This window comes from Enterococcus sp. AMC1251, assembly GCF_058216535.1.
Map to the genome: position 1 here is coordinate 1,399,441 of NZ_CM177098.1, position 22,166 is coordinate 1,421,606.

14 protein-coding genes, 1 pseudogene and 1 riboswitch are annotated in these 22,166 nt (G+C 33.3%); of the genes and pseudogenes, 12 read left to right on the forward strand and 3 right to left on the reverse strand.

Translation table 11 applies throughout. The features are described from left to right. Positions 1-281: 281 nt before the first annotated feature. A riboswitch (M-box (ykoK) riboswitch) is annotated at positions 282-452 on the forward strand. Between the two features lie 117 nt (positions 453-569). Further along, a complete protein-coding gene (gene mgtA / locus AC4BBR_RS06490) occupies positions 570-3,230 on the forward strand; it encodes a magnesium-translocating P-type ATPase (RefSeq protein WP_490461730.1) in 2,661 nt (886 codons plus the stop codon). An 827-nt stretch (positions 3,231-4,057) separates the two neighbouring features. On the opposite strand, the gene AC4BBR_RS06495 is transcribed toward mgtA, so the two are convergent. Continuing rightward, positions 4,058-4,660 (reverse strand): response regulator transcription factor, encoded by a 603-nt coding sequence (locus AC4BBR_RS06495; RefSeq protein WP_490461731.1) that lies wholly within the window; start codon positions 4,658-4,660, stop codon positions 4,058-4,060. Beyond that, a complete protein-coding gene (locus AC4BBR_RS06500; protein ID WP_490461732.1) occupies positions 4,641-5,684 on the reverse strand; it encodes a sensor histidine kinase in 1,044 nt (347 codons plus the stop codon). Before AC4BBR_RS06500 ends, AC4BBR_RS06495 begins: the two co-directional genes overlap by 20 nt. 1,476 nt (positions 5,685-7,160) lie before the next feature. Here AC4BBR_RS06500 and AC4BBR_RS06505 point away from each other — a divergent pair. The 8 genes and pseudogenes from AC4BBR_RS06505 (at position 7,161) to dnaJ (ending at position 17,667) form a co-directional block, all read left to right on the forward strand. Next, on the forward strand, positions 7,161-7,544 hold the full coding sequence (locus AC4BBR_RS06505; protein WP_490461733.1) for a lactococcin 972 family bacteriocin: 384 nt from the start codon (positions 7,161-7,163) through the stop codon (positions 7,542-7,544). 18 nt (positions 7,545-7,562) lie between these two features. After that, complete coding sequence (locus tag AC4BBR_RS06510) at positions 7,563-9,632, forward strand: hypothetical protein (RefSeq protein WP_490461734.1); 2,070 nt, start codon at positions 7,563-7,565, stop codon at positions 9,630-9,632. 11 nt (positions 9,633-9,643) lie between these two features. After that, the gene (locus AC4BBR_RS06515) at positions 9,644-10,279 is read left to right on the forward strand and encodes an ATP-binding cassette domain-containing protein (RefSeq protein WP_490461735.1); all 636 of its coding nucleotides are present in this window, start codon (positions 9,644-9,646) and stop codon (positions 10,277-10,279) included. 1,044 nt (positions 10,280-11,323) lie between these two features. Further along, the gene (hemW, locus tag AC4BBR_RS06520) at positions 11,324-12,493 is read left to right on the forward strand and encodes a radical SAM family heme chaperone HemW (RefSeq protein ID WP_490461736.1); all 1,170 of its coding nucleotides are present in this window, start codon (positions 11,324-11,326) and stop codon (positions 12,491-12,493) included. 261 nt (positions 12,494-12,754) lie between these two features. Next, positions 12,755-13,798 carry a heat-inducible transcriptional repressor HrcA gene (hrcA, locus tag AC4BBR_RS06525; protein ID WP_490461737.1) on the forward strand — a complete coding sequence of 348 codons (1,044 nt, stop codon included), beginning with the start codon at positions 12,755-12,757 and terminating at the stop codon, positions 13,796-13,798. Positions 13,799-13,821: 23 nt separating this feature from the next. Then, positions 13,822-14,403: pseudogene (gene grpE / locus AC4BBR_RS06530) on the forward strand (nucleotide exchange factor GrpE); the annotation flags it as partial. Between the two features lie 71 nt (positions 14,404-14,474). Then, a complete protein-coding gene (gene dnaK, locus AC4BBR_RS06535) occupies positions 14,475-16,304 on the forward strand; it encodes a molecular chaperone DnaK (protein ID WP_490461738.1) in 1,830 nt (609 codons plus the stop codon). A gap of 196 nt (positions 16,305-16,500) precedes the next feature. Beyond that, positions 16,501-17,667: a molecular chaperone DnaJ gene (gene dnaJ / locus AC4BBR_RS06540; RefSeq protein ID WP_490461739.1), complete on the forward strand. Its 1,167-nt coding sequence runs from the start codon at positions 16,501-16,503 to the stop codon at positions 17,665-17,667. Positions 17,668-17,723: 56 nt separating this feature from the next. Here the strand turns inward: dnaJ and AC4BBR_RS06545 are convergent, their stop codons facing one another. Next, complete coding sequence (locus AC4BBR_RS06545; protein WP_490461740.1) at positions 17,724-18,665, reverse strand: helix-turn-helix transcriptional regulator; 942 nt, start codon at positions 18,663-18,665, stop codon at positions 17,724-17,726. Positions 18,666-18,945: 280 nt separating this feature from the next. On the opposite strand from AC4BBR_RS06545, the gene AC4BBR_RS06550 reads away from it, so the two are divergent. The 3 genes from AC4BBR_RS06550 to AC4BBR_RS06560 are packed head-to-tail and all read left to right on the forward strand — an operon-like array spanning position 18,946 to position 22,164. Further along, positions 18,946-19,833 (forward strand): energy-coupling factor transporter transmembrane component T, encoded by an 888-nt coding sequence (locus tag AC4BBR_RS06550; protein ID WP_490461741.1) that lies wholly within the window; start codon positions 18,946-18,948, stop codon positions 19,831-19,833. Next, positions 19,806-21,482, forward strand: a complete 1,677-nt coding sequence (locus AC4BBR_RS06555; RefSeq protein ID WP_490461742.1) for an ABC transporter ATP-binding protein — start codon at positions 19,806-19,808, stop codon at positions 21,480-21,482. The genes AC4BBR_RS06550 and AC4BBR_RS06555 overlap by 28 nt, the downstream gene beginning before the upstream one ends. Next, positions 21,475-22,164 carry an ECF transporter S component gene (locus AC4BBR_RS06560; RefSeq protein WP_490461743.1) on the forward strand — a complete coding sequence of 230 codons (690 nt, stop codon included), beginning with the start codon at positions 21,475-21,477 and terminating at the stop codon, positions 22,162-22,164. The genes AC4BBR_RS06555 and AC4BBR_RS06560 overlap by 8 nt, the downstream gene beginning before the upstream one ends. Positions 22,165-22,166: the final 2 nt, after the last annotated feature.

Sequence of the window (22,166 nt, forward strand, 5' to 3'; positions counted from 1 at the left end):
TTAAATGCTTCTGACCTGACGTTTACTTTGTAAAAAGGGATATGGATGGTTACATAAACGAAGTTGGGATATTCGTCTATGCAACGATCATAAATAAAAATGATTAAATAGACCCTCTCTTTTTAGTCATATATGTATTTTTTTTTACAAATAATTTGTTGAAGAATATCAAAAATATTCTGATCCTAAGAAGACTTACTAAACTATATTCAAAAAAAGTTATAGTGGTATAAGTTTTTATGTCTATAAAATAATGACATAACTCATTAGAATGATAGTGTAATTCTTCTTGTTAGGTGAGGCTCCTATACAAACACAGGCTACTGCCCAAAAATGTCGAGAGACGCCAATGGGTAGAACAGGAATTGTCGAACGAAGGCTTTTCTTAAGGTAGCTAAAAGCAGATGCTTTTTACGTTGTATAGTGCCAAAACTCAACGATTACGAAGACTCACGGCAAAGCGGGCTGAGTTTTCAGTGCGCTCTTTTTGTGTGGAAAGGGTGTGGTTAAAGTGCCAGAAGATAGTTCGATAGAACAGGAATCAACTAAAAGAAAAGAGGATAATCCAAATGCAAAAAGAAATGAAGAACATGATCCATGAAAAAGCTTATCAAAAATTAGCTAATTTATCTATTGATAAAGTATTAGAAAGTTTTTCCTCCTCATGGGATGGATTAAAAGCCAGGGAAGTTCAACGCTCAAAGGAGCAATTTGGTGTCAATAAAATCACAGATGATAAAAAGAAATCATTTATTTATACCGTGATAAAATCTTATGTTACACCATTCACTGTTGTATTGATGATTCTTGCAACTATCTCATTTTTTACTGAATATGTTTACGCTGATCCAAGTGAAAAAGATCTTGCTGGGGTTTTGATCATGTTGGTCATGGTTTTACTGAGCGGTACAATGACACTAGTCCAATCCGTGAAATCAAGCAATGCTGTCAGCAAACTACAAAATATGATCCAAATCACAGCAACAGTCACAAGAGAAAACAAAGAAATGGATATTCCGATGGATGAAGTTGTTTGTGGCGATTTAGTCAAGCTTTCAGCTGGCGATATGATTCCAGCAGACTTGCGGTTGATTCATGCTAAAGACTTGTTTGTTTCACAGTCAGCTTTGACTGGAGAAAGTTTTCCAGTTGAAAAGAAAGTTAAGAACTTTGTTTCTGCAAATAACAACCAAACGGATTTCGAAAATCTATTATTTTTAGGCAGTAACATAGTCAGTGGTAGCGGGGTTGGAGTAGCTGTTCGTGTTGGTGATAATACATTATTTGGAAAAATTGCCCAAGATGTAGCAGATGACGAGAAAAAAACAAGTTTTGAATTAGGCGTGAATAAAACCACGTGGTTGTTGATTCGTTTTATGATGGTCATTACGCCAGCCGTATTTCTGATCAACGGAATTACGAAAGGCAACTGGAGTGAAGCGTTGATGTTTGCGATTGCGACAGCTGTAGGACTTACACCAGAAATGCTTCCGATGATCGTTACAACCAATTTAGTCAAAGGTTCTAGAGACATGGCAAAAGAAGGAACAATCATGAAAAATGTCAATGCCATTCAGAACTTTGGGGCGATGGATATTTTATGTACGGATAAGACTGGAACGCTAACACAAGACAAAGTTATTTTAGAATATCATTACAATACTTCATGCCAAGAAGATCGTGAAGTGCTACAGTCGGCTTTTTTAAATAGCTATTTTCAAACAGGTTTACGTAATTTGATCGATAAAGCAATTATTGAAGCGACATCAAAAGAATTATCCATCGATGAAGAAGATTACTTTAAAATTGACGAAATTCCTTTTGATTTTAATCGTAGAAGAATGAGTGTAGTAGTCAAAAATAGAAGATCCAATCAAAGTTCTTTGATTACTAAAGGAGCAGTTGAAGAAATGTTACAAGCTTGCTCTTATATCAATCAACATGGAAACATTATCGCACTCACTTTAGATAGAAAAAAACAAGTTTTAAAAACAGTGAAAGAACTAAATCAAGATGGCTTACGAGTATTAGCAATTGCAGATAAAAAAGTCAACAATCAATTAGATGATTATTCTGTAGATGATGAAAAAGAACTGGTGTTACAAGGTTATCTAGCATTTTTAGATCCTCCTAAAGAAACAGCAGCAGCTGCCATCAATGCGTTAAAAAGTAATGGTGTTTCGGTAAAAATTTTAACAGGTGATAACGAATTAGTTACGCAATCGGTTTGTAAAGAAGTTGGTCTAGGGACGGAAAAAATGATTGATGGTTCAGCGATTGCTAAATTATCCGATGTTCAATTAGAACGAACGGTCAATGAATACAATATTTTCACAAAAGTAACTCCTGATCAAAAAACAAAAATCGTTAAAGCGTTGAAAAAAAACGAGCAAACAGTTGGATTTATGGGAGACGGAATCAATGATGCTGGTGCGATGAAAGTATCTGATGTGGGCATTTCTGTCGATACAGCAGTTGATATTGCCAAAGAATCAGCAGATGTCATTTTACTGCAGAAGGATTTAATGGTTTTGGAACAAGGAATCATATCTGGCCGCAGAGTGTTCAGTAATACAATGAAATATATCAAAATGACGGCAAGTTCTAATTTTGGTAATGTGTTTTCTGTTATTCCAGCAAGTATCTTTTTACCATTCTTGCCAGTTGCACCCATTCAGTCACTTTTCTTGAACTTGATTTATGATACATCGTGTATGTCAGTTCCTTGGGACAATGTTGATGCAGACTATCTAGAGAAACCTAAGAAATGGGAAGCAAAATCGATAGGTTCATTTATGAAATGGTTTGGACCAACAAGTTCAATTTTTGATATCGTGACCTATCTATTTATGTATTTTATTATCTGTCCGACTATCTTAGGTGGAAGTTTCTTCTCATTAACAGCTGATAAACAGTTAGTGTTTATTGCAATTTTCCATGCAGGTTGGTTTATTGAATCACTATGGTCACAAATGTTAGTGCTTCATGTCTTGAGAACACCGAAAATTCCATTCCTTCAAAGTAGGGCGTCAGGAATACTCACGCTAGTGACTTCGATTGGAATTTTAGTTGGTACCACCTTGCCATTTACCAATCTGGGCGCAAGTATTGGTTTTGCACCGTTGCCGGGAAATTACTTCTTCTATTTGATTCCAACAATCGTTGCGTACTTACTTTTAGTAACGGTAATCAAAAAGATATACATGAGAAAATATCAAGAGTTACTCTAAATTAAACCAGTTATGGCACTTTGGATTCTATAGAAGAATCAAGGTGCCATTTTTTAAGCGTCAAATTGTAGAATTTATTGAATCAAATTTGAACATTTTAAGAGTGAAGATGGTAAGATAAGATGCGTCTTCTAGATAATTGTATAAATAGTAGAAGACTTCTAAATTGGAAGAATAAAAAAATTAAAAAACGATACAAATAGTATTACAGCTTACATACATATTCCATTTTGTGAACACATATGTTACTACTGTGATTTTATGTTCTTTCAAAAGTAAAATTGAAGAGCAATTCCGTATAAAAAGCTGACAGATAAAAGAAGAATCTTTTTAAATTAAGGGACATTCTTTTTTGTTTTCTTAGCGTATATGTTCTCTATGTTAGTGTCATATTTTTGCAAAATAATTGTTTATATGAATGCGGTATGGAAAAATGGTATGGTTTTAATTATTAAAAAGTTAAGTAAGGTCTTAAAAAAGTACATAAGTGACTATTTATATAATAATATTTTAAGGAGATTCTGTACTATTCTTGATGAAAAAAAGAGAGATGATTTGATTTCGATACATAATAAATAAGTGTAATAACTTGCGAAGTAAAAAATTGATGTACTTGTGTTTATTATTGGTTTGGCATTAGCCTCTCTAATCGTTTCTATACATTAAACTTTGATTTGACAATTTTTCTGGCGTTTTCTATTTTTGTTAAAAAAGTAAGTAAAAGTATACTGTTTTTCCAATGATATTAAACATGAAGTAGTTAACACAGCCAATTATGTTTAACAATTAGAAATAAGAACGACCAATGACTCATTATGAAATATAAATCACTGTAATTTAGTACTTACAATACCTAACTCTATCGCTTTCAATACAGATGCGAGGGCAGAAGTTGTATTCATTTTTTCATTGATAGATGTTATATGGTTTCGAATAGTTCGATCAGAAATGTTCAATGTAGTTGCAATCGTTGATTGCTTATCACCATAAGAAAGACACCGCAGTATTTCTTTCTCGCGACTAGTTAATGAGTGATAGATACTATCATTGCTAGTTGGGAATATGATTTCATTTTCATAATATATTTTTTTTAAGTTATCAATTAAAAGATCAATTGAAATATGTTTATTCAGGAAGGCACTTGCGCCAAGTTCACTTGCTTTTTCTTGATATTCGATTAAATCAAAACCCGATAGAAAAACTAATTTTATATCGAACTTACTAAGTAAATATTTCCCTAGCTCCAGACCGTTATATTCTCCCATATGAATATCCATTAAAACAATAGAAGGTTGATACAGATTAACTGAGTATTCAGCTGATTTTGGATCTGTAATATAATGAAACTCATTAATATTAGGGTTGTTTTTAAGTGTTAGCTCAAGACTTTTACCTATTAACAGATGATCGTCAATTAACAATATGTTCATGTGCCGCCTCCTCTTTTAAAGGGATTTTTATTCTGATCTTTGTTCCAATTTCTGAGTTAGTTTTTTGAATAAGTTCAAAAGAGCCGTTTAACCAATTTAGATCGTTTTTGATTGAAAGTAAGCCAATGTGTTGTTTTGGATGCAAAGAACTTTCTTCAAATTTTTTATAGTCATTGATACCGATGCCATTATCTTCAACGATTATGTGTAAACGTTGATTCTGAGTATAAATGGTCGTCGTTGCTACTGTTGCTAGTGAATGTTTAAGAATGTTTTCATTTAATTCTTTTATTATTCTATACGCTGGAGCAATGATATGTTTAGGTAATTCTTTTTTAACCGAAATGTTTAAGAGTAAACGTTCAATCGTATCTGCTTTTTTTCTGTTAAAATCCGCCATCAGTATTTTGATATTTTCTTCAAACGATACATTGTATAGTGTAGAAGGAAACGTATCAAAAATTTGGTTCCTGATAGACTGAATTAATTTTTTGAACTCTATGTCAATTAGATCTGTAATTTCTGAATCACCAGTTAAATTACTAACGAGAGTGCTTAAGCCAATAACGGATTGGAGTATATTATCGTGTAGATAATTAGCGTAGTTCATTTTTTCAGATTCTATATTGTTGAATAACTTTGTTTGGATAAGATTATTTGTAACGAAAGATGAGGTAATATATTTTTGTTGAGACTCGTGGATTAATTTAATCATAGTTAAAATCACGTTATATTGTTCAATTGTTTCAATCACAATTTCAATATCATACTTTGACAAGCGCGTGTAATGTTTTCTTTGACTTAAGAAAACCCAGACTATTTCAGTTGATTGTCGGATTGGAATACAAAGGTAAGCTTGATTTTCAATTTCTAGCTGCTGTATTTCTATTTCTATCCGTTTAATCCTTTTTTTTACTGATTTTGAAATCTTTGTACCTTTTTCACAAATAACAACACAACTGTTTTCTGATTGAGCAATGACTAATATGTTATCAACATTGGTTGATTGTGTTAAATTTCTCAATATGAGCTCAGAAATTGAATGTGAAAGATGTGAGTAAGTAATTTGATTTAGTAACTCAATTTTTTCATTTGAAAGATTTCTGGTGTGTTCGTTTAACTTTTTCAATTTCTTATTTTTTAATTTTGTGTTGATGATAAGATTAATTGCCATTACGATAGAAAATAGAAGCGTAATTAAAATTCTGTTTTTTCCATCCAAATCAACAAAGAATAAACTTATGGCGAACAGAACTATACATAGTATACTGCTTAGTAATAGATTGTGATCTTGTTTAAGTACTATCACATTACTTCTAATGAGTAAATAGGCTATTGTAGTTGGAAGTGTGATTAATGTTAATATTGAAAGGTATGCTAGGATAGAAAGTTGAAAACTTTCGAAAAAGATAAATAGAAAATAAAAAAGTGTAAATGGAACATAGGATAGTAAAATGGAGAGACTTAATAGATAATAATCTTTTGACTGAAAGAAAAATTTTTTTTCTTTAAAAATAACTAAAAAGCATGAGATGATTGTTGAAACCAATAAAATAATCAAACTATGATGTGCAAAGGTTTTTGTGAAGAATGCTAATTCGCTCATTGCAGAAATTATGACGAGTAATAATAGATTCAGTTGAAAAAAAATAGTTTTTTTTCCATGAATAAAAGAATAGAGAAAAAAGTATAATAAAGCGGGACATAGTACTAAAAATGCTAATCCCACTTTGTTTAGGATTACATTGTCAGAATACATAAAGACAAAAGTAAAACACATTGAAATTGAAAGAAATAAAAAACTAATTGATGAGTGATAATTTCCAGCTTTAAAATAAACTAAAGTACCTAGAAAAAGTAAATAAACACCAATAATTAGATTAAAAAAATTGAAGATTATGCACGCATTAATTGAAACTGTAGAAAATGAATAGATAATAATTACAACCCAAGCAATCATAATCAATGTTTTTGAGAATTTGTCTTTCAAAAACTCACCTCATTTAGATTTCTAAGTATTTTTTTGAATCATCTATTTCCATCCTCTATATAAAATCATTAATTTAGAATAAGGAGAAAGGTGGATAGACACTTCAATAGCTTCTAAGGATTAGACATAGTTCGTAGATAAAGCTCCAAAACTATTTTAGGACAACCATATCTCATATATATATTACAACTAAAAAAGAATAGTTGTCTATAGTTTTTCCGCTTTTACTCATGAATTCTTTTTCTAGAAACGCTAAAATGATGTTAATAGATTTAGTGCACAAATTCTATTAGTAATATTCTTTTAAATTTAGAGAGGATCATTTCTTCGAGTATTGTAACAGCTTTAGATGAAATTCAGAAGTTGATATAGGATAAGCATACTATGGTGGAAGGAAAAGTAGATTCCTGTAGTAGGGACATTACCATAAATTAAATTTTTATAAGGTTACTGTCCTGTATACTGTTGTTTTAACTAATTTAGCAAAAAAATATTAAAGGTGGGATTTTAATGAAAAAAATAATAGTTAGCTTATTTGTCACAAGTGTTTCAGTTTTAGGTTTTTCAACTTCCGTTTCGGCAGATTCAGGACAAGGTTATCCTTCAGATATCGCAACCACTAATCAAGCTGAATCTTTTGTTGTAAGAGACAACCCTCTTTTGAAATTATCTGTTAAAGTTGGCGGTGGGACTCATGAATTTGGAGTGAAAGGAATAGCTAGATATTCTCAGTATAGTAAATATACACATAACTCAAAAACGCATAAGACAACTGCGATGATGAATAACAAGTATACTAAGTCAGGTTGGGTTGGAAAGAAAAAGACTGCAAGTGCTGAGACTCCAAAATACTGGAGTTATTCTACTAATAATTCATACTGGGATACAAAATAAACAAAATGGAGAGAGTATATGAAAAAAATGCTTGTACTTGTTTTTTTCTTACTTTCTCTTTTTTCTTTTAGTTCTTCCTATTTTCAAGGAATCTCTGAAGAAACAGAACAGTTTAGACAAGCTATTGTTAATAATTCGCAAGTTGTCGTTTTCTCAGAAAAAAATATTATAGATGGGGATAATCAAAGGAAAAAAGAGATTGTAAAAACAATTAAAGAGTTAAGTGAAAAATATCAAGTAAACGTTTATAAGAATGATACAAATGATGAAACAACTTCTTCTGTTTTTTTTTCACAAATTAATTTTAATTCGAAAAAAATATTTCAAAACTTACAAATGATACCACCTCAAAATAAAGAAAAATTCACTTTAAAAAATTCGGGTTTTTTGTCTTCAAGTAATGAATATATATTTAGAGATTTTAATCAACTGATTCATTCTGATATTCTTTCAGGTAGATATATAATTCAGTATCAACAAAAAAAACTTGTTTCTCGTTTTTGTAAGGATTTGCAAATGAAATTAGATATCCAAATTGAGTCAAAAGAAGAAAATAATAATTATTCTACATACAATTTATTTCAAATAATAAATATTATTATCACGATCACCTTAGCACTTATCATATTGTTTTTCTATTATCTAAATTATAAAAATAATACAATTAAAAGTTATTTTGGCTATAGTGATTTACAATTAGTTAATGACATTTATTACAATATTCTCCCTGCTGTGTTTCTACTAGTAGGTGTTAGTTTTTTATTTGCTATTTATTTAATAATTAAAGAGGTTAGTATCCTCCTTGTTTTAAAGTTAATTTTAAAATTTTGGAAAAGCAATAGTTTACTAATTTTCATTTCTTACCTTCTTATTGCATTTTTTGTTAAAATTTCAAAAAAAGATTGGCTTTCTTTTAAAGGAAAAAAACCGCTAAAGCTGTCAGTAATAATAGGCGCGCTTTTTATCTATTGCATAGTTCCGTTAATTGCTTTTGGACTATCCGAAGCTATACCATTGGCTGTAGAAAATGCAGACTTAACAGTTAATAGAAAGAAAAATCAAAAAATGTTAGAGGATTATTTTTATTTACCATTATTATCTGCGGGAGTATCTCCTGAGGATGAAGAACGATTGATTCCTTCATTTCAACATCATACGGCGTTATTAGAGGAATTTTACAAAGAAGGATTGTTGCTATTTAGATTAGAAGACTCAACTAGAGCTAGATTAAATGGAGATGAATATGAAGAGGATTATGATTCAAACGAAATGTGGGTAAGCCCATCGTATCTTGAGCATTCTTTTGTTGAAGTAAAAGATCTAAAAGGGAAAAAAATAAACATTGATAATAATGAAAAAAAGTTGATTATTCTAGTTCCAGAAAAGTTTAAAGAAAATATAGACGAAGTGAAGGCTTATTATAGGAAGTCACATAATTTTTATGACTTTGAAGTAGCACAGGAATTTTCAAAAAAAGTTATAAAAAAAGAAATAAAAGACATAGAATTCATTTTCATTAAAAATAATCCTACATTAATGTTTTTTGGATCCACTAGAACTAAATTAAGTAATCCTATTTTAAGAGTGCTTACACCTAATAACATTCAGAAAAAAAGTTCGGTGTATGCAGATATTATTTTAGGACAAACTGACTATTTTTTTGTGAAAAATAAAGGCGACTTAAAAGAGATTATCAAAAAAAATGATGTGTATTCTGAATTTCCAGTTCAAATAAGTGCGTATAAATATCTAATGAGTACTATGAATGAAGATGTACAAATTATGGGGATTTTCTTTGTGATAATAGGTACGCTAATATTACTATATTATATAATTTCTTATTTTTTGAGTGGTGTATTTATTTCGATGAATTCAAAAAAATTTAAGTTATATATTCTATTCGGTCTAAAATTGAAGCTAATTATGATTTCATATGTAGTTATTTCTATACTACCGTGGCTGTCTATTATATGCTTCAACTACACAAAAGAAATCTTATTTTTAATATGTTGTATTTCAATAGGAAGCATTATTCTTTCTTTTGTAAATTTTAAAAAGATATATATAAATATAACTGATTTAGAGTAGAAGGTGAGTAAATGGATATATCAATTGAAAAAATTTCTAAAGAAATCAATGGAAAAACTATATTTTCAAACATTAATTGGCAAATTAGAAACAATTCTTTGGTCGCGATTAAAGGAAACAGTGGTGCTGGAAAGACCACGTTGCTAAATATAATATCTTTATTAGATAAGGCAAGTTCAGGAGATATTTTATTTGATTCAGAAAATGTTACAAACATTGGTATAAAAAAAAGAAGACGATATTTGAAAAAAGATTTAGGGTTTGTATTTCAAAATTATGGATTATTGGAGGATTCTACGATTAAACAAAATCTAGAAATTGCTTTAAAATCGAAAAAGTTAGGAAAGAAAAAGAAACTTGACTTAATGACAGATACTCTGCTACAAGTGAATTTGTCAGCTTTAGATTTAAATGTAAAAGTTAGCTCTTTAAGCGGCGGTGAACAACAAAGGATCGGACTTGCTCGTTGCATTTTAAAAAATGGCAATTTAATTATAGCCGATGAACCTACAGCTGCATTAGATAGTGAAAACGAAAAAATGATAATGCTGCAATTTAAAGAATTAAAAAAGAGAGGACATACCATAATTTTGACTACGCATAGTAAAAAATATGATGATTGGTTTGATGATATATTCTATTTATAATGTGTCTATTTTTGTATCCTAAACGAAAAAATACAGGATGAAAAGGAAGGGGATTTAGCTAATAAAAGAGTTGGCGATTGCCAATGAAGATTTACTTATGCGAAGACGATCTATTAAAACTATGGACAGATTTATGGCTATAGTTACAATAAGTGTTTCTATTTTTATTACGCATTTTTTTACTAAAAAGGTATCACTGGTATTGAAGAGACATTTGTTGATTTAGTAATTAGAGAAGCGGTGTATTGAAAATATTAAAAAGTAGTATTTGATGGGAACTCTGAAGGAAGCATTTTCTTTGAAGTTCCTATTTTTTGAAATTTTGTGTCTGTTATATTCTCATCATTTTTGGCAATAAGTGCAGGAATAAAACACGTTCATTCCAAGATGTGTAAAGTGTATAATGATATTTCAGTAAAGCTTTCCGTAAACTGGGAGAGGTGAAAATCAAATACGGTTTGGTGTCTCAAATAATGAGTAGATTAAGAAAGAAGAAAATGAATGTGACTACTAAAGATGCACTAATCCAAGGGTTTGAAGGTTTAAACAAGAATACATTAAATGTCTGGTTAATAAAGATAAGAAGTAGCAATTAATTTCATGAGTATGTCATTAATCCTACTCATAAGTCAGTTTGGATTAATGCAATTCTTGAAATGGAAGGTACACGAGAGAGGTTACTGAGTTAGAAAATGACAAAAAAATATGTTAAACTAAAAAGTAATAAAAGATTGGTTTGGCACGAACTAATTCTGTTTTTTCTGTTTTTAGTTTCACTTTTCGTAAACTATATTTATCTTCAATTCACGTAGTTTGAATGTATAAGGGTGAGTAAAGTTATGAAAGTAAGATTTGATGATTTTAGAGGATATTATACTGAAAGGTATATAAGAACAGATCAGTCTGATCATGATCCTATTTCTGGAAAACGAAACAAAAAGTATTGGATGAAAGCTTAAAAGATGCTTGATTTGTAAATTCGTGAATTGAATATAGCTATCTGAAAAGTAGTATGGTTTTGTATTTTGAAAGGAATAAAAATAGATGATAAATGATAAAAAAAATAGTAATAACAAGGTCGGAGCCTACTTACATATCCCATTTTGTGAACACATATGTTACTACTGTGACTTCAACAAAGTTTTTTTAGAAGGGCAGCCTGTAGATGAATATATTCAAGGTCTTTTGACAGAAATTCGCTTGACGAAAGAACAATATCCAAGCCTCGATACTGAAACAATATACATTGGGGGTGGGACGCCAACTTCACTTTCAGCAGAACAATTGGCTGTTTTGCTGAAAGGCGTGCGGGAATTACTGCCGTTTAACGATAAAAATGAATTTACTGTTGAAGCAAATCCAGGAGATTTGACTCGGGAAAAATTACAAGTGATGAAAGAATATGGCGTGAATCGATTATCAATGGGCGTACAAACCTTTGATAATCAGTTGCTAAAGAAAATCGGACGCAAACATACAGCAGAAGATGTCTACGATACGATGAAATTTTTGGAGAAAGAAGATTTTTTAAATGTGAGTATCGATTTGATCTACGCCTTACCTGGTCAAACCTTAGAAGATTTTAGAGATACGTTGAAACGTGCGATTGAACTTGATTTACCTCATTATTCGCTCTATTCATTGATTTTAGAAAATAAAACAATGTTTATGAATTGGGTTCGTCAAGGTCGTTTGCACTTGCCAGATCAAGAAGTCGAAGCTCTGATGTTTGAAGAAACAATTATTGCAATGGAAAAAGCTGGACGTCATCAATATGAAGTCAGTAACTTTTCTTTAAAAGGGCAAGAAAGTCAACATAATTTATTGTACTGGAATAATGAACACTATTATGGATTTGGGGCGGGAGCAAGTGGTTATTTAGGGCACACTCGTTACCGTAATCATGGTCCAATCCAACACTATTTAAAACCATTAAGAAAAAATCAACTGCCTACAGTTGAAACAGAGATATTGACACTAAACAATCAAATGGAAGAAGAACTTTTCTTAGGTTTACGAAAAATGAGTGGTGTTTCAAAATTTCGTTTTAAAGAGAAATTTGGTTTATCTTTAAACCAAGTTTATAAAGAGATAATTCCAGAGCTGGTTCAAAAGGGATTGCTAATAGAAAACGAGAGCCATATTCAACTTACTGAAAAAGGACTTTTTGTAGGGAATGATGTATTTGAGGCATTTCTTTTAGATGTAGAATAATAAAGTCTAGTTTTTTAGAGGTTGGGACAGAAGAGCTTATTTCCGAAGGGGTGCTTCTGTTCCCACCGTTTATTCGGATTCTAGGTGACTGAGACATAACTCACAGAGTTATGTCCCAGTCACTTTTTTTCTCTGTTAGCACTCGGTGTTGAAGAGTGCTAATTGCGCATGTTTTTCTCTTGACATTTATCTGAGAACTTGCTATATTAATAAATGTATTAGCACTTGATCAGTATGAGTGCTAATGGAGGGTGGTAACTTATGATAACGGAAAGACAAAAGAATATTTTGCGACTTATCATCCAAGGGTACACAAATACAGGTAATCCTGTAGGTTCAAAGAAATTAATGGAAGAAGGAATCAAGACGAGTTCTGCGACCATTCGTAATGATATGAAAGCTTTAGAAGCTTATGGTTTATTGCTTAAAACTCATTCGTCTTCTGGTAGAATTCCTTCGATGGATGGTTATCGCTACTATGTGGATCATTTGTTGAGGCCAACTGAAGTCGAACATGATGAGTTAGAAACAATTCGCCATTCGTTTGGGAAAGAATTTCATGAAATAAACGATATCATTGAACAATCAGCTGAAATACTTTCTAATTTGACTAGTTACACGGCTTTTTCATTAGGTCCTGAGGTAAAGGAACGAAGATTGACTGGTTTTCGAATTGTTCCATTAAATGAACGTCAGATCATAGCGATTATCGTAACGGATAAAGGCAATGTAGAAAGCCAAGTATTTGCGATTCCATCATCCGTTTCAAGTCAAGATTTGGAAAAGATGACTCAAATAATCAATGATAAATTAGTGGGACAACCATTATTGACGGTTTATCATCGTTTGCGTACAGAAATTCCCATGATTTTACATCGTCATTTTCAAACCCCAGAAGGCATGATGAATCTATTTGATGCAATGCTTGGACACGCTTTTGAAGAAAAAGTTTTTGTCAGCGGACGTATGAACCTTTTAGACTTCGGTGTAGAGAAAGACATTGACCAACTAAAATCTGTTTATACTTTTATGAAAAATACGAATGAGATTACACATTTGTTGACAGCTGATGAAGAGACAGAAACGCAAATAGCGATTCGAATTGGCTCAGAAATAGGAAACGATTTACTTGACCATATGAGCATGATTACAGCAACTTATGAAGTGACTGGCCACGGTAAAGGGACGATTGCTTTGTTAGGTCCTACAAGTATGCCTTATTCAAAAATGTTTGGTTTGGTGGATGTTTTTCGCCATGAACTAGCTTCAAAACTTGGTGCTTATTATCGTTCTCTAGATGAATAAGTAAAAAGTTGAAAATATAGAATTCTAATAATTCTACGGAAACGAGAAGGGAAGTTGCCAGAGTGAGTAATAAAAAAGAAACAAATGAAGAATTAAAAGATGAACATTTGGAAGCTATCGATGATTCAGGTGTTTCTGAAACAGAAGCTGAGATGACAGAATTAGAAAATGTCAATGCTGAATTATCAGAAATGGAAGATAAGTTTTTAAGAGCACGCGCTGAAATTGCCAATATGAGCAATCGTTTCAAAAATGAGCGTGAATTGCTTGTTCGTTATCGTTCACAGGATTTAGGTAAAAAATTACTACCTTCGATCGATAATTTAGAGCGCGCGATGGCAATAGAAGTCGATGATGAACAAAGTGCAAGTTTGAAAAAAGGTGTCGCGATGGTTCTTGAAGGATTACAAGCTGCATTGAAAGATGAAGGTATCGAAGAAATCCCAACAATGGGCGAAGTTTTTGATCCTAATTTACATCAAGCCGTTCAAACGATTCCTGCAAGCGATGAAACACCAGCAGACACAATCGTCGAAGTATTACAAAAAGGCTACAAATTACATGACCGCGTTTTACGAGCAAGCATGGTTATCGTTGCCCAGTAGCAACAGAAAACAATGTTTGCATTGATATAAATAAAAAATTAACTAAAAACATAGATTGGAGATTATTAATTATGAGTAAAATTATTGGTATTGACTTAGGAACAACAAACTCTGCAGTTGCAGTTTTAGAAGGCGGAGAAGCAAAAATTATTGCAAATCCAGAAGGAAACCGTACAACACCTTCAGTAGTCTCATTCAAAAATGGCGAAATCCAAGTTGGTGAAGTTGCAAAGCGTCAAGCTGTGACGAATCCACATACAATTTCCTCAATCAAACGTCACATGGGTGAAGCTGGTTATAAAGTAGAAGCAGATGGTAAATCTTATACACCACAAGAAATTTCTGCAATGATTTTACAATATTTAAAAGGTTTTGCTGAAGAGTATTTAGGTGAGAAAGTTGATAAAGCTGTTATCACTGTTCCAGCATACTTCAACGATGCACAACGTCAAGCAACAAAAGACGCTGGTAAAATCGCTGGTTTAGAAGTAGAACGTATCGTTAACGAACCAACAGCGGCAGCATTAGCTTATGGTTTAGATAAAACCGATAAAGACGAAAAAGTTTTAGTATTTGACCTTGGTGGTGGTACATTTGACGTATCGATCCTTGAATTGGGCGATGGCGTATTCGACGTATTATCAACTGCTGGTGATAACGAATTAGGTGGAGATGACTTTGATAATAAAATCATCGACTACATGGTAGCAGAATTTAAAAAAGAAAACGGTGTTGATTTATCTAAAGATAAAATGGCTGTTCAACGTTTGAAAGATGCTGCTGAAAAAGCGAAAAAAGATTTATCAGGCGTTACTTCAACACAAATCAGCTTACCGTTTATCACAGCAGGAGATGCTGGTCCATTGCACTTAGAAATGAACTTGACTCGTGCTAAATTTGACGAATTAACAAGTGATTTAGTAGAACGTACGAAAACTCCTGTACGCCAAGCGTTGAAAGATGCTGGTTTGAATCCGTCTGAAATCGATGAAGTTATTTTAGTTGGTGGATCTACACGTATTCCAGCTGTTGTAGAAGCTGTGCGTAAAGAAACAAACAAAGAACCAAATAAATCAGTGAACCCGGATGAAGTAGTAGCAATGGGAGCTGCAATTCAAGGCGGAGTTATCACAGGTGATGTGAAAGACGTTGTATTATTAGACGTAACACCATTATCATTAGGTATCGAAACAATGGGTGGCGTATTTACGAAATTGATCGACCGTAATACAACGATCCCAACAAGTAAATCTCAAGTGTTCTCAACTGCTGCTGATAACCAACCAGCTGTAGATATTCATGTATTACAAGGTGAACGTCCAATGTCAGCAGATAATAAAACACTAGGTCGTTTCCAATTAACAGATATTCCTGCCGCTCCTCGTGGTGTGCCTCAAATCGAAGTAAGTTTTGATATCGATAAAAACGGTATCGTAAATGTACGTGCGAAAGATTTAGGAACGCAAAAAGAGCAAACCATTACAATTAAATCTTCTTCTGGTTTATCAGATGACGAAATCGAACGTATGGTGAAAGATGCTGAATCTAACGCCGAAGCAGATAAAGCACGTAAAGAAGAAGTTGACTTACGTAACGACGTTGACGCATTATTATTCACTGTTGATAAAACATTGAAAGAATTAGAAGGCAAAGTAGATGCTGATGAAGTGAAAAAAGCGGAAGATGCTCGTGATGAGTTAAAAGCAGCTGTCGAAGCGAACGATATCGAACAAATGAAAGAAAAACGTGATTCATTAAACGAAATCGTTCAAAACTTAACAGTAAAACTTTATGAACAAGCAGCGCAACAACAAGCGCAAGAAAATCCTGAAGCTGCACAAGGTGGAGCTGATGATGTTGTAGATGCTGACTTTGAAGAAGTAGAAGGCGACGATAAATAATCGTTAACAAGCTGGCAAAGACCAAAGTCATCGCTTTGGTCTTTGCCTATCTTTATTTGTAGATAAATATTAGCAAATTGAGGGAAGCTATTTTGCTTTTACTTAATTTGTGGTATGATTACAACGATGTTTTTATACCAATAAGTTGGCGTCGATCCTTTTTAAAATAAATGTAATAATAGTTGGAGGGGAACTAATGGCTACGAAAAAAGATTATTATGAAGTCTTGGGTTTAGCGAAAGGTGCTTCAGATGATGAAATAAAAAAAGCTTACCGTAAGCTTTCCAAGCAATACCACCCAGATATCAATAAAGAAGCAGATGCTGAAGAGAAATTCAAAGAAGTATCTGAAGCATATGAAGTATTGAGCGATCCTCAAAAGAAAGCAGCTTACGATCAATATGGTCATGCAGGGACTGATCCAAACTACGGCGGTGCTGGTGGTTTTGGTGGCTTCGGCGGTGGTGGATTTAGTGGAGGCAGTGGCTTTGGTGGATTTGAAGATATTTTCGATTCATTCTTTGGCGGTGGCTCTCGTAGTGTCGATCCGACTGCGCCAAGACAAGGATCTGATTTGCAATATACAGTCAATCTAAAGTTTGAAGAAGCGATTTTTGGTGTGGAAAAAGAAATCAAGTATAATCGCGAAGATAATTGCGAAACCTGTGGAGGGAATGGGGCTAAACCTGGTACTCATCCTGAAACTTGTCATAAGTGTCATGGCTCTGGTTCGATCAATGTTGAACGTCAAACGCCACTTGGCCGTGTGATGAGCCGTCAAACTTGTGATGTTTGTCGTGGTACTGGTAAAGAAATCAAAGAGCCTTGTCCAACATGTCACGGAACTGGACATGACAAAAAAGCGCATAAAGTGAAAGTCAATGTTCCAGCTGGAGTAGAAGACGGACAACAAATGCGTCTGGCAAATCAAGGAGAAGCTGGAATGAACGGTGGACCGTATGGTGATCTATACGTTGTATTCAGCGTAGAAGACAGTAATATTTTCGACCGTGAAGGTTCAGAAATCTACTATGACTTACCATTGAGCTTCGTACAAGCAGCGCTTGGTGATGAAGTCAAAGTACCGACGGTTCATGGCGATGTAAAATTGAAAATCCCAGCAGGCACTCAAACAGAAACAAATTTCCGTTTACGTGGCAAAGGCGCGCCACGCTTACGTGGCGGTGTTAATGGCGATCAGCACGTGAAAGTTAAAATCATCACGCCAAAAAACTTAAACGACGAACAAAAAGAAGCATTACGCACATTTGCTAAAGCTGGCGGTCAAACCGTAAGTGAACAGCAAGAAGAAGGTTTCTTTGATAAAATGAAAGATGCTTTTGGCGGTAAGAAAAAGAAATAAAATGAATAAGTTTTTCAGAGTGTACCGTAATTTAGTACAAGCTGAGAAGCTTTTTTTTATCTATGGTTTTGATAAAGCGTAAGCAAATTTTCGATACGCCGTTTCAATTCGGTTCTAACATGAGCCGGCTTTAGACATTCGCATTGACTGCCAAACCCCAAAAGTAAATTGTAGCTAAATTCATCTTCCGTAAAAGGAAATTCGACAATCAATTTCTCAGATTCATTAGAAGGATAAAACCGTAATTGTCCAAATTTATCAACTAACTGCTCTTTGATTTTATGCGTCACTTTGAGCGTCGTGATCGTAAAATTTCTACTGTAGAAAGGTTCCTTCCCTAATGGTTCCGCTTTAAAGTTTCGTAGAATAAATGTTGAAGAAGACAAGTTTAAATTAATCATTCTAGAAAGCTTGAAAGTTCTAAAATCATTTCTTTCTAAGCAATAGGCTTGTAAATACCAACTGATTTCCTTCAAAACAAGTCGATAAGGCTCAACAGTTCGTTCGGTTTTTCTCCCGTGATTATCTTCATAGTCAAAACAAAGTAATCGGTGTTGATCCATACTGGATTTAACGATTTCTAAAAAAGGTTGTAGCGTATTGTTCCTGGTCCAAGGCGTTAAATCGATTGCAATTTGGTTGGTTTTGAATTCAATTTCTTCTGAAAAATTCGCTGGAACAAGTGTTTTTATTTTTTCAAAGGTTTGATTTATTTGAATCGGAGAAATATTTTGTGATAAGCTCTCTAGTGCGATCAGTATAGAAGTGATATCAGAAGAGGTAAAAAAATTTTTATCTATTTTGTAATTATCCATAATTTGGATACCACCATTTAAGCCAGGGGAAGTAGCTACCGATATTCCAGATTCACTAAGAGATTGAATATCTCTGTAAATGGTGCGGACTGAAACTTCCAACATTTTAGCTAGCTGAGGAGCGCTAATCTGTCTTTTTTCTAATAAGATCATAGTGATTGCTAATAGACGTTCTGTTTTCATAGGAGCACTTCCTTTGTTTATTTAGGAGGAATCGTTCATCTTATTATAACGAAGAATTCTTCGTTTGGGTGAATAACAGGAGAAAAATTTTCGTGCAGGTGTGGATGATCAAGAAAAATTGACTTTCGCTATCTAGATTTATATAATATGAATGTTGCTTTAGGTTACAAACGCTATTATATTAATGAAGTAATGAGGAATTGAATGTTTCTAAAAGAACAGTGTAGGCTGTTTTTTTATTATCCAATAGAAAATACTGAGTAGAGAAAGGAAGTCTGATATGAATAAAGCGCTTTTTGAACAACGACATCCACTAGTCATTTCGAGCTATTACATAGTGGTGCTATTGATCGTAATGAGTACGACAAATCCAGTGATCATCAGCCTTTTTTTCTTTGGAAGCTTGTTCTTTCAGTTACTTTATTTGAAAGGAAAACCAAAAAAGATAGTGATTTATCCGTTGGTTTTTCTAGGGCTTATAACAGTGACGAATCCTTTATTTGTCCATCGAGGAGCAACCATATTATTTTTTTTATTGAATAAACCAATTACTAAAGAAGCGTTTGTCTACGGTTTTTTTATGGGTATGATGATTGCGACGGTGATCTATTTGTTTAGAAATCTTCAAGCGGCAATTGATTCAGAGCAATTTTTTTATCTTTTCGGAAAACGTTTCCCTAAAGCAACATTGATTTTAACGCTGGTTTTTCGTTTTATACCGTTACTTCAGCACTATTATCAAGACCTAAATCGAGTACAAAAAACAATTCAACGAACACATAAAAGAAGCTTTAAAGAACGCACGTCTTATAGTTTAGATTTATTTGGGAATTTATTTTCTTGGTCGTTAGAAAATGCGATGGAAACGGCAGATTCCATGAAGGCACGAGGTTTGGGCATTATGACCAGAAGCAGTCGACTGAGTTATCGTTGGAAAAAAATGGATACATTATTTTTGATCTTGGTTATTCTATCGGTTGCTTTTTTTATTTTAGGAAGGATAAATGGATGTTATCAATTTAATTATTATCCTTATCAGCAAAATGCGTATCTACTAGTACAACAAGACTGGGTAAATTACTTATTTCTTTTCATTTTGGCATTTTTTCCGTTTGTTAATCGGGTAGGGGAGGTGATCATTTGGGCTATCTTGAAATCAAAAATCTAACATTTCAATATGCTGGAAGCGATAAAATAGTCTTAGATGAGTTAACATTATCTATTGATCAAGGTGATTTCATTTTAATTTGTGGAGCTTCCGGCAGTGGAAAATCAACGCTACTAAAACTGTTAAAACCTCAACTAACACCTGCTGGAAAGCAGACGGGGACTATTTATCTGAACAATGAAAAAATCACGAATCTTCCAGCGCTTTTTACAACCAGTAAAATTGGCTATGTTATGCAGAATCCTGAAAATCAGATTGTGACAGAGAGTGTTTGGCATGAACTGGCATTTGGCTTGGAAAATATGAGTATTTTAGCTTCTGAAATGAAGAGTCGAATTGCTGAAATGGCTAATTTTCTCGGCATTCATGAATTACTTGAATCTAAAACAAGCGAATTATCGGGTGGTCAAAAGCAACTGATTAATCTAGCTTCTGTTTTAGTGATGAAACCAGATATTTTGATTTTAGATGAACCGACAACCCAACTTGATCCGATTGCTTCACAAAAATTTGTTGATATACTTGTAAGGTTAAATCGAGAACTGGGTTTAACGATTTTATTAGCTGAGCATGGATTGGAATCAATCTTTGCTCAGGCTGATAAAGTTGTTCTTTTACATGAAGGTCAGATGATTTTTGCAGATGAGCCAAGAAATATTTCCAATGAAATTAAGAAAGGTGGAACCGATCTTAGCCGTTTTATCGTAAGTTTACCGAGTGCTACGCAAATTTATCTGGAGAGTGGTCTGCAGGATAATTGTCCTGTTACGGTTTTAGAAGGGAAGCGGTTTTTAGCGCGGCATTTCTCAGCTACTATTATGTTGCAGGAAGAAAAACCTGACCCTGTTTCTCAGAATCTAGCAAGTAAAAGTATTCAATTGAAAAATTGTTGGTTCCGCTATGAAAAAAATGGTCGGGATATTTTAGCGGGGGTGGATTTTGAGATTCGTGAAGGAGAAATTTTTTCTTTAGTCGGAGGAAATGGGACTGGAAAAACAACCTTATTGAAAGTTATTGCTGGAATCAATAAATGTTATCGAGGGGCAATCTCAATTTTGAATCAGCCCATTAAAAAGAATCGGCACACTGTAGGTTATTTACCACAAGAGCCTCAAACACTCTTTATCAAAGACTCTGTGTTGGAGGATTATAGGAATTATTTAGATAGCAAAAAAATGGATGAACAAGAACAATTAAAGCAGATAAAAAACGTTGCAGATTTACTTGGACTAAACGAACACCTTATAAAGCATCCCTTAGATTTGAGTGGTGGAGAATGTCAACGAGCGGCGCTAGGAAAATTACTTTTAACCGACTCAAAAATTTTATTGCTGGATGAACCAACAAAAGGAATTGATAACTATGGGAAAAAACAACTGATCACATTATTAAAAAAGCTAGCAAAACAAGGAAAAACAATTTTAGTCGTAACCCATGATTTGGATTTTGCTGCAGAATTATCTGATCGCTGCGGACTGTTTTTTCAAAATAATTTACTGACAATAGCTTCGCCAAACGAGTTTTTCAGTCATCATACATTTTATACTACTGCAGCTAGTCGAATTTCTCGTGATACCTTTCGTTCTTTCGTCACAACCCAGCAAGTAATTGAGGCTTGCAAAGTAGTAAAAGGAGTTGGAGATGATTAAAAATAAGACGAAGCGGATTTTGTTCAGATCATCGCTTGTGCTACTATTGTTTGGTATAGGTGCGTCTCTGTTTCAAGCTAGTCAATACCAAGTGATTTCTATGCTGTTAGCGATTGGTGCTTGTTTTCCAATTTATTATCGCTATGAAAAAAAACAGATCAATAGTAAAGAATTAGTGTTAATTGCGATATTAACAGCTATTGCCGTTTTAGGCAGATTTTTATTTTATATGATTCCAGCAATTACACCGATGACAGCAATCATCATTATTTCAGGTATTTGTTTAGGATCTGAGGTAGGATTTTTAGTGGGTTCGTTGTCAGCAATCACATCAAATATGTTATTTGGTCAAGGACCGTGGACGCCTTTTCAAATGTTGTCTTGGGGGCTGATCGGTTGTCTTGCTGGCCTACCCTTGATACAGAGGGTACTTAGAAAAAGTTATTTTTTTTTAGCACTTTATGGCATCTTAGCTGGTCTTTTCTTTTCTTTCTTTATGGATGTATGGACAGTTTTTTCAATCGATCGCTATTTTTCTTGGCAGCGATATCTAGCATTATTGTTGACCGCTGTCCCCTATACAATTTCTTATTGTTTTGCAAATGCTTTTTTCTCATGTTTACTATTTAGATCAATTCAAACAAAACTTCAACGGATTTTAATCAAATATGATATAAAATAATT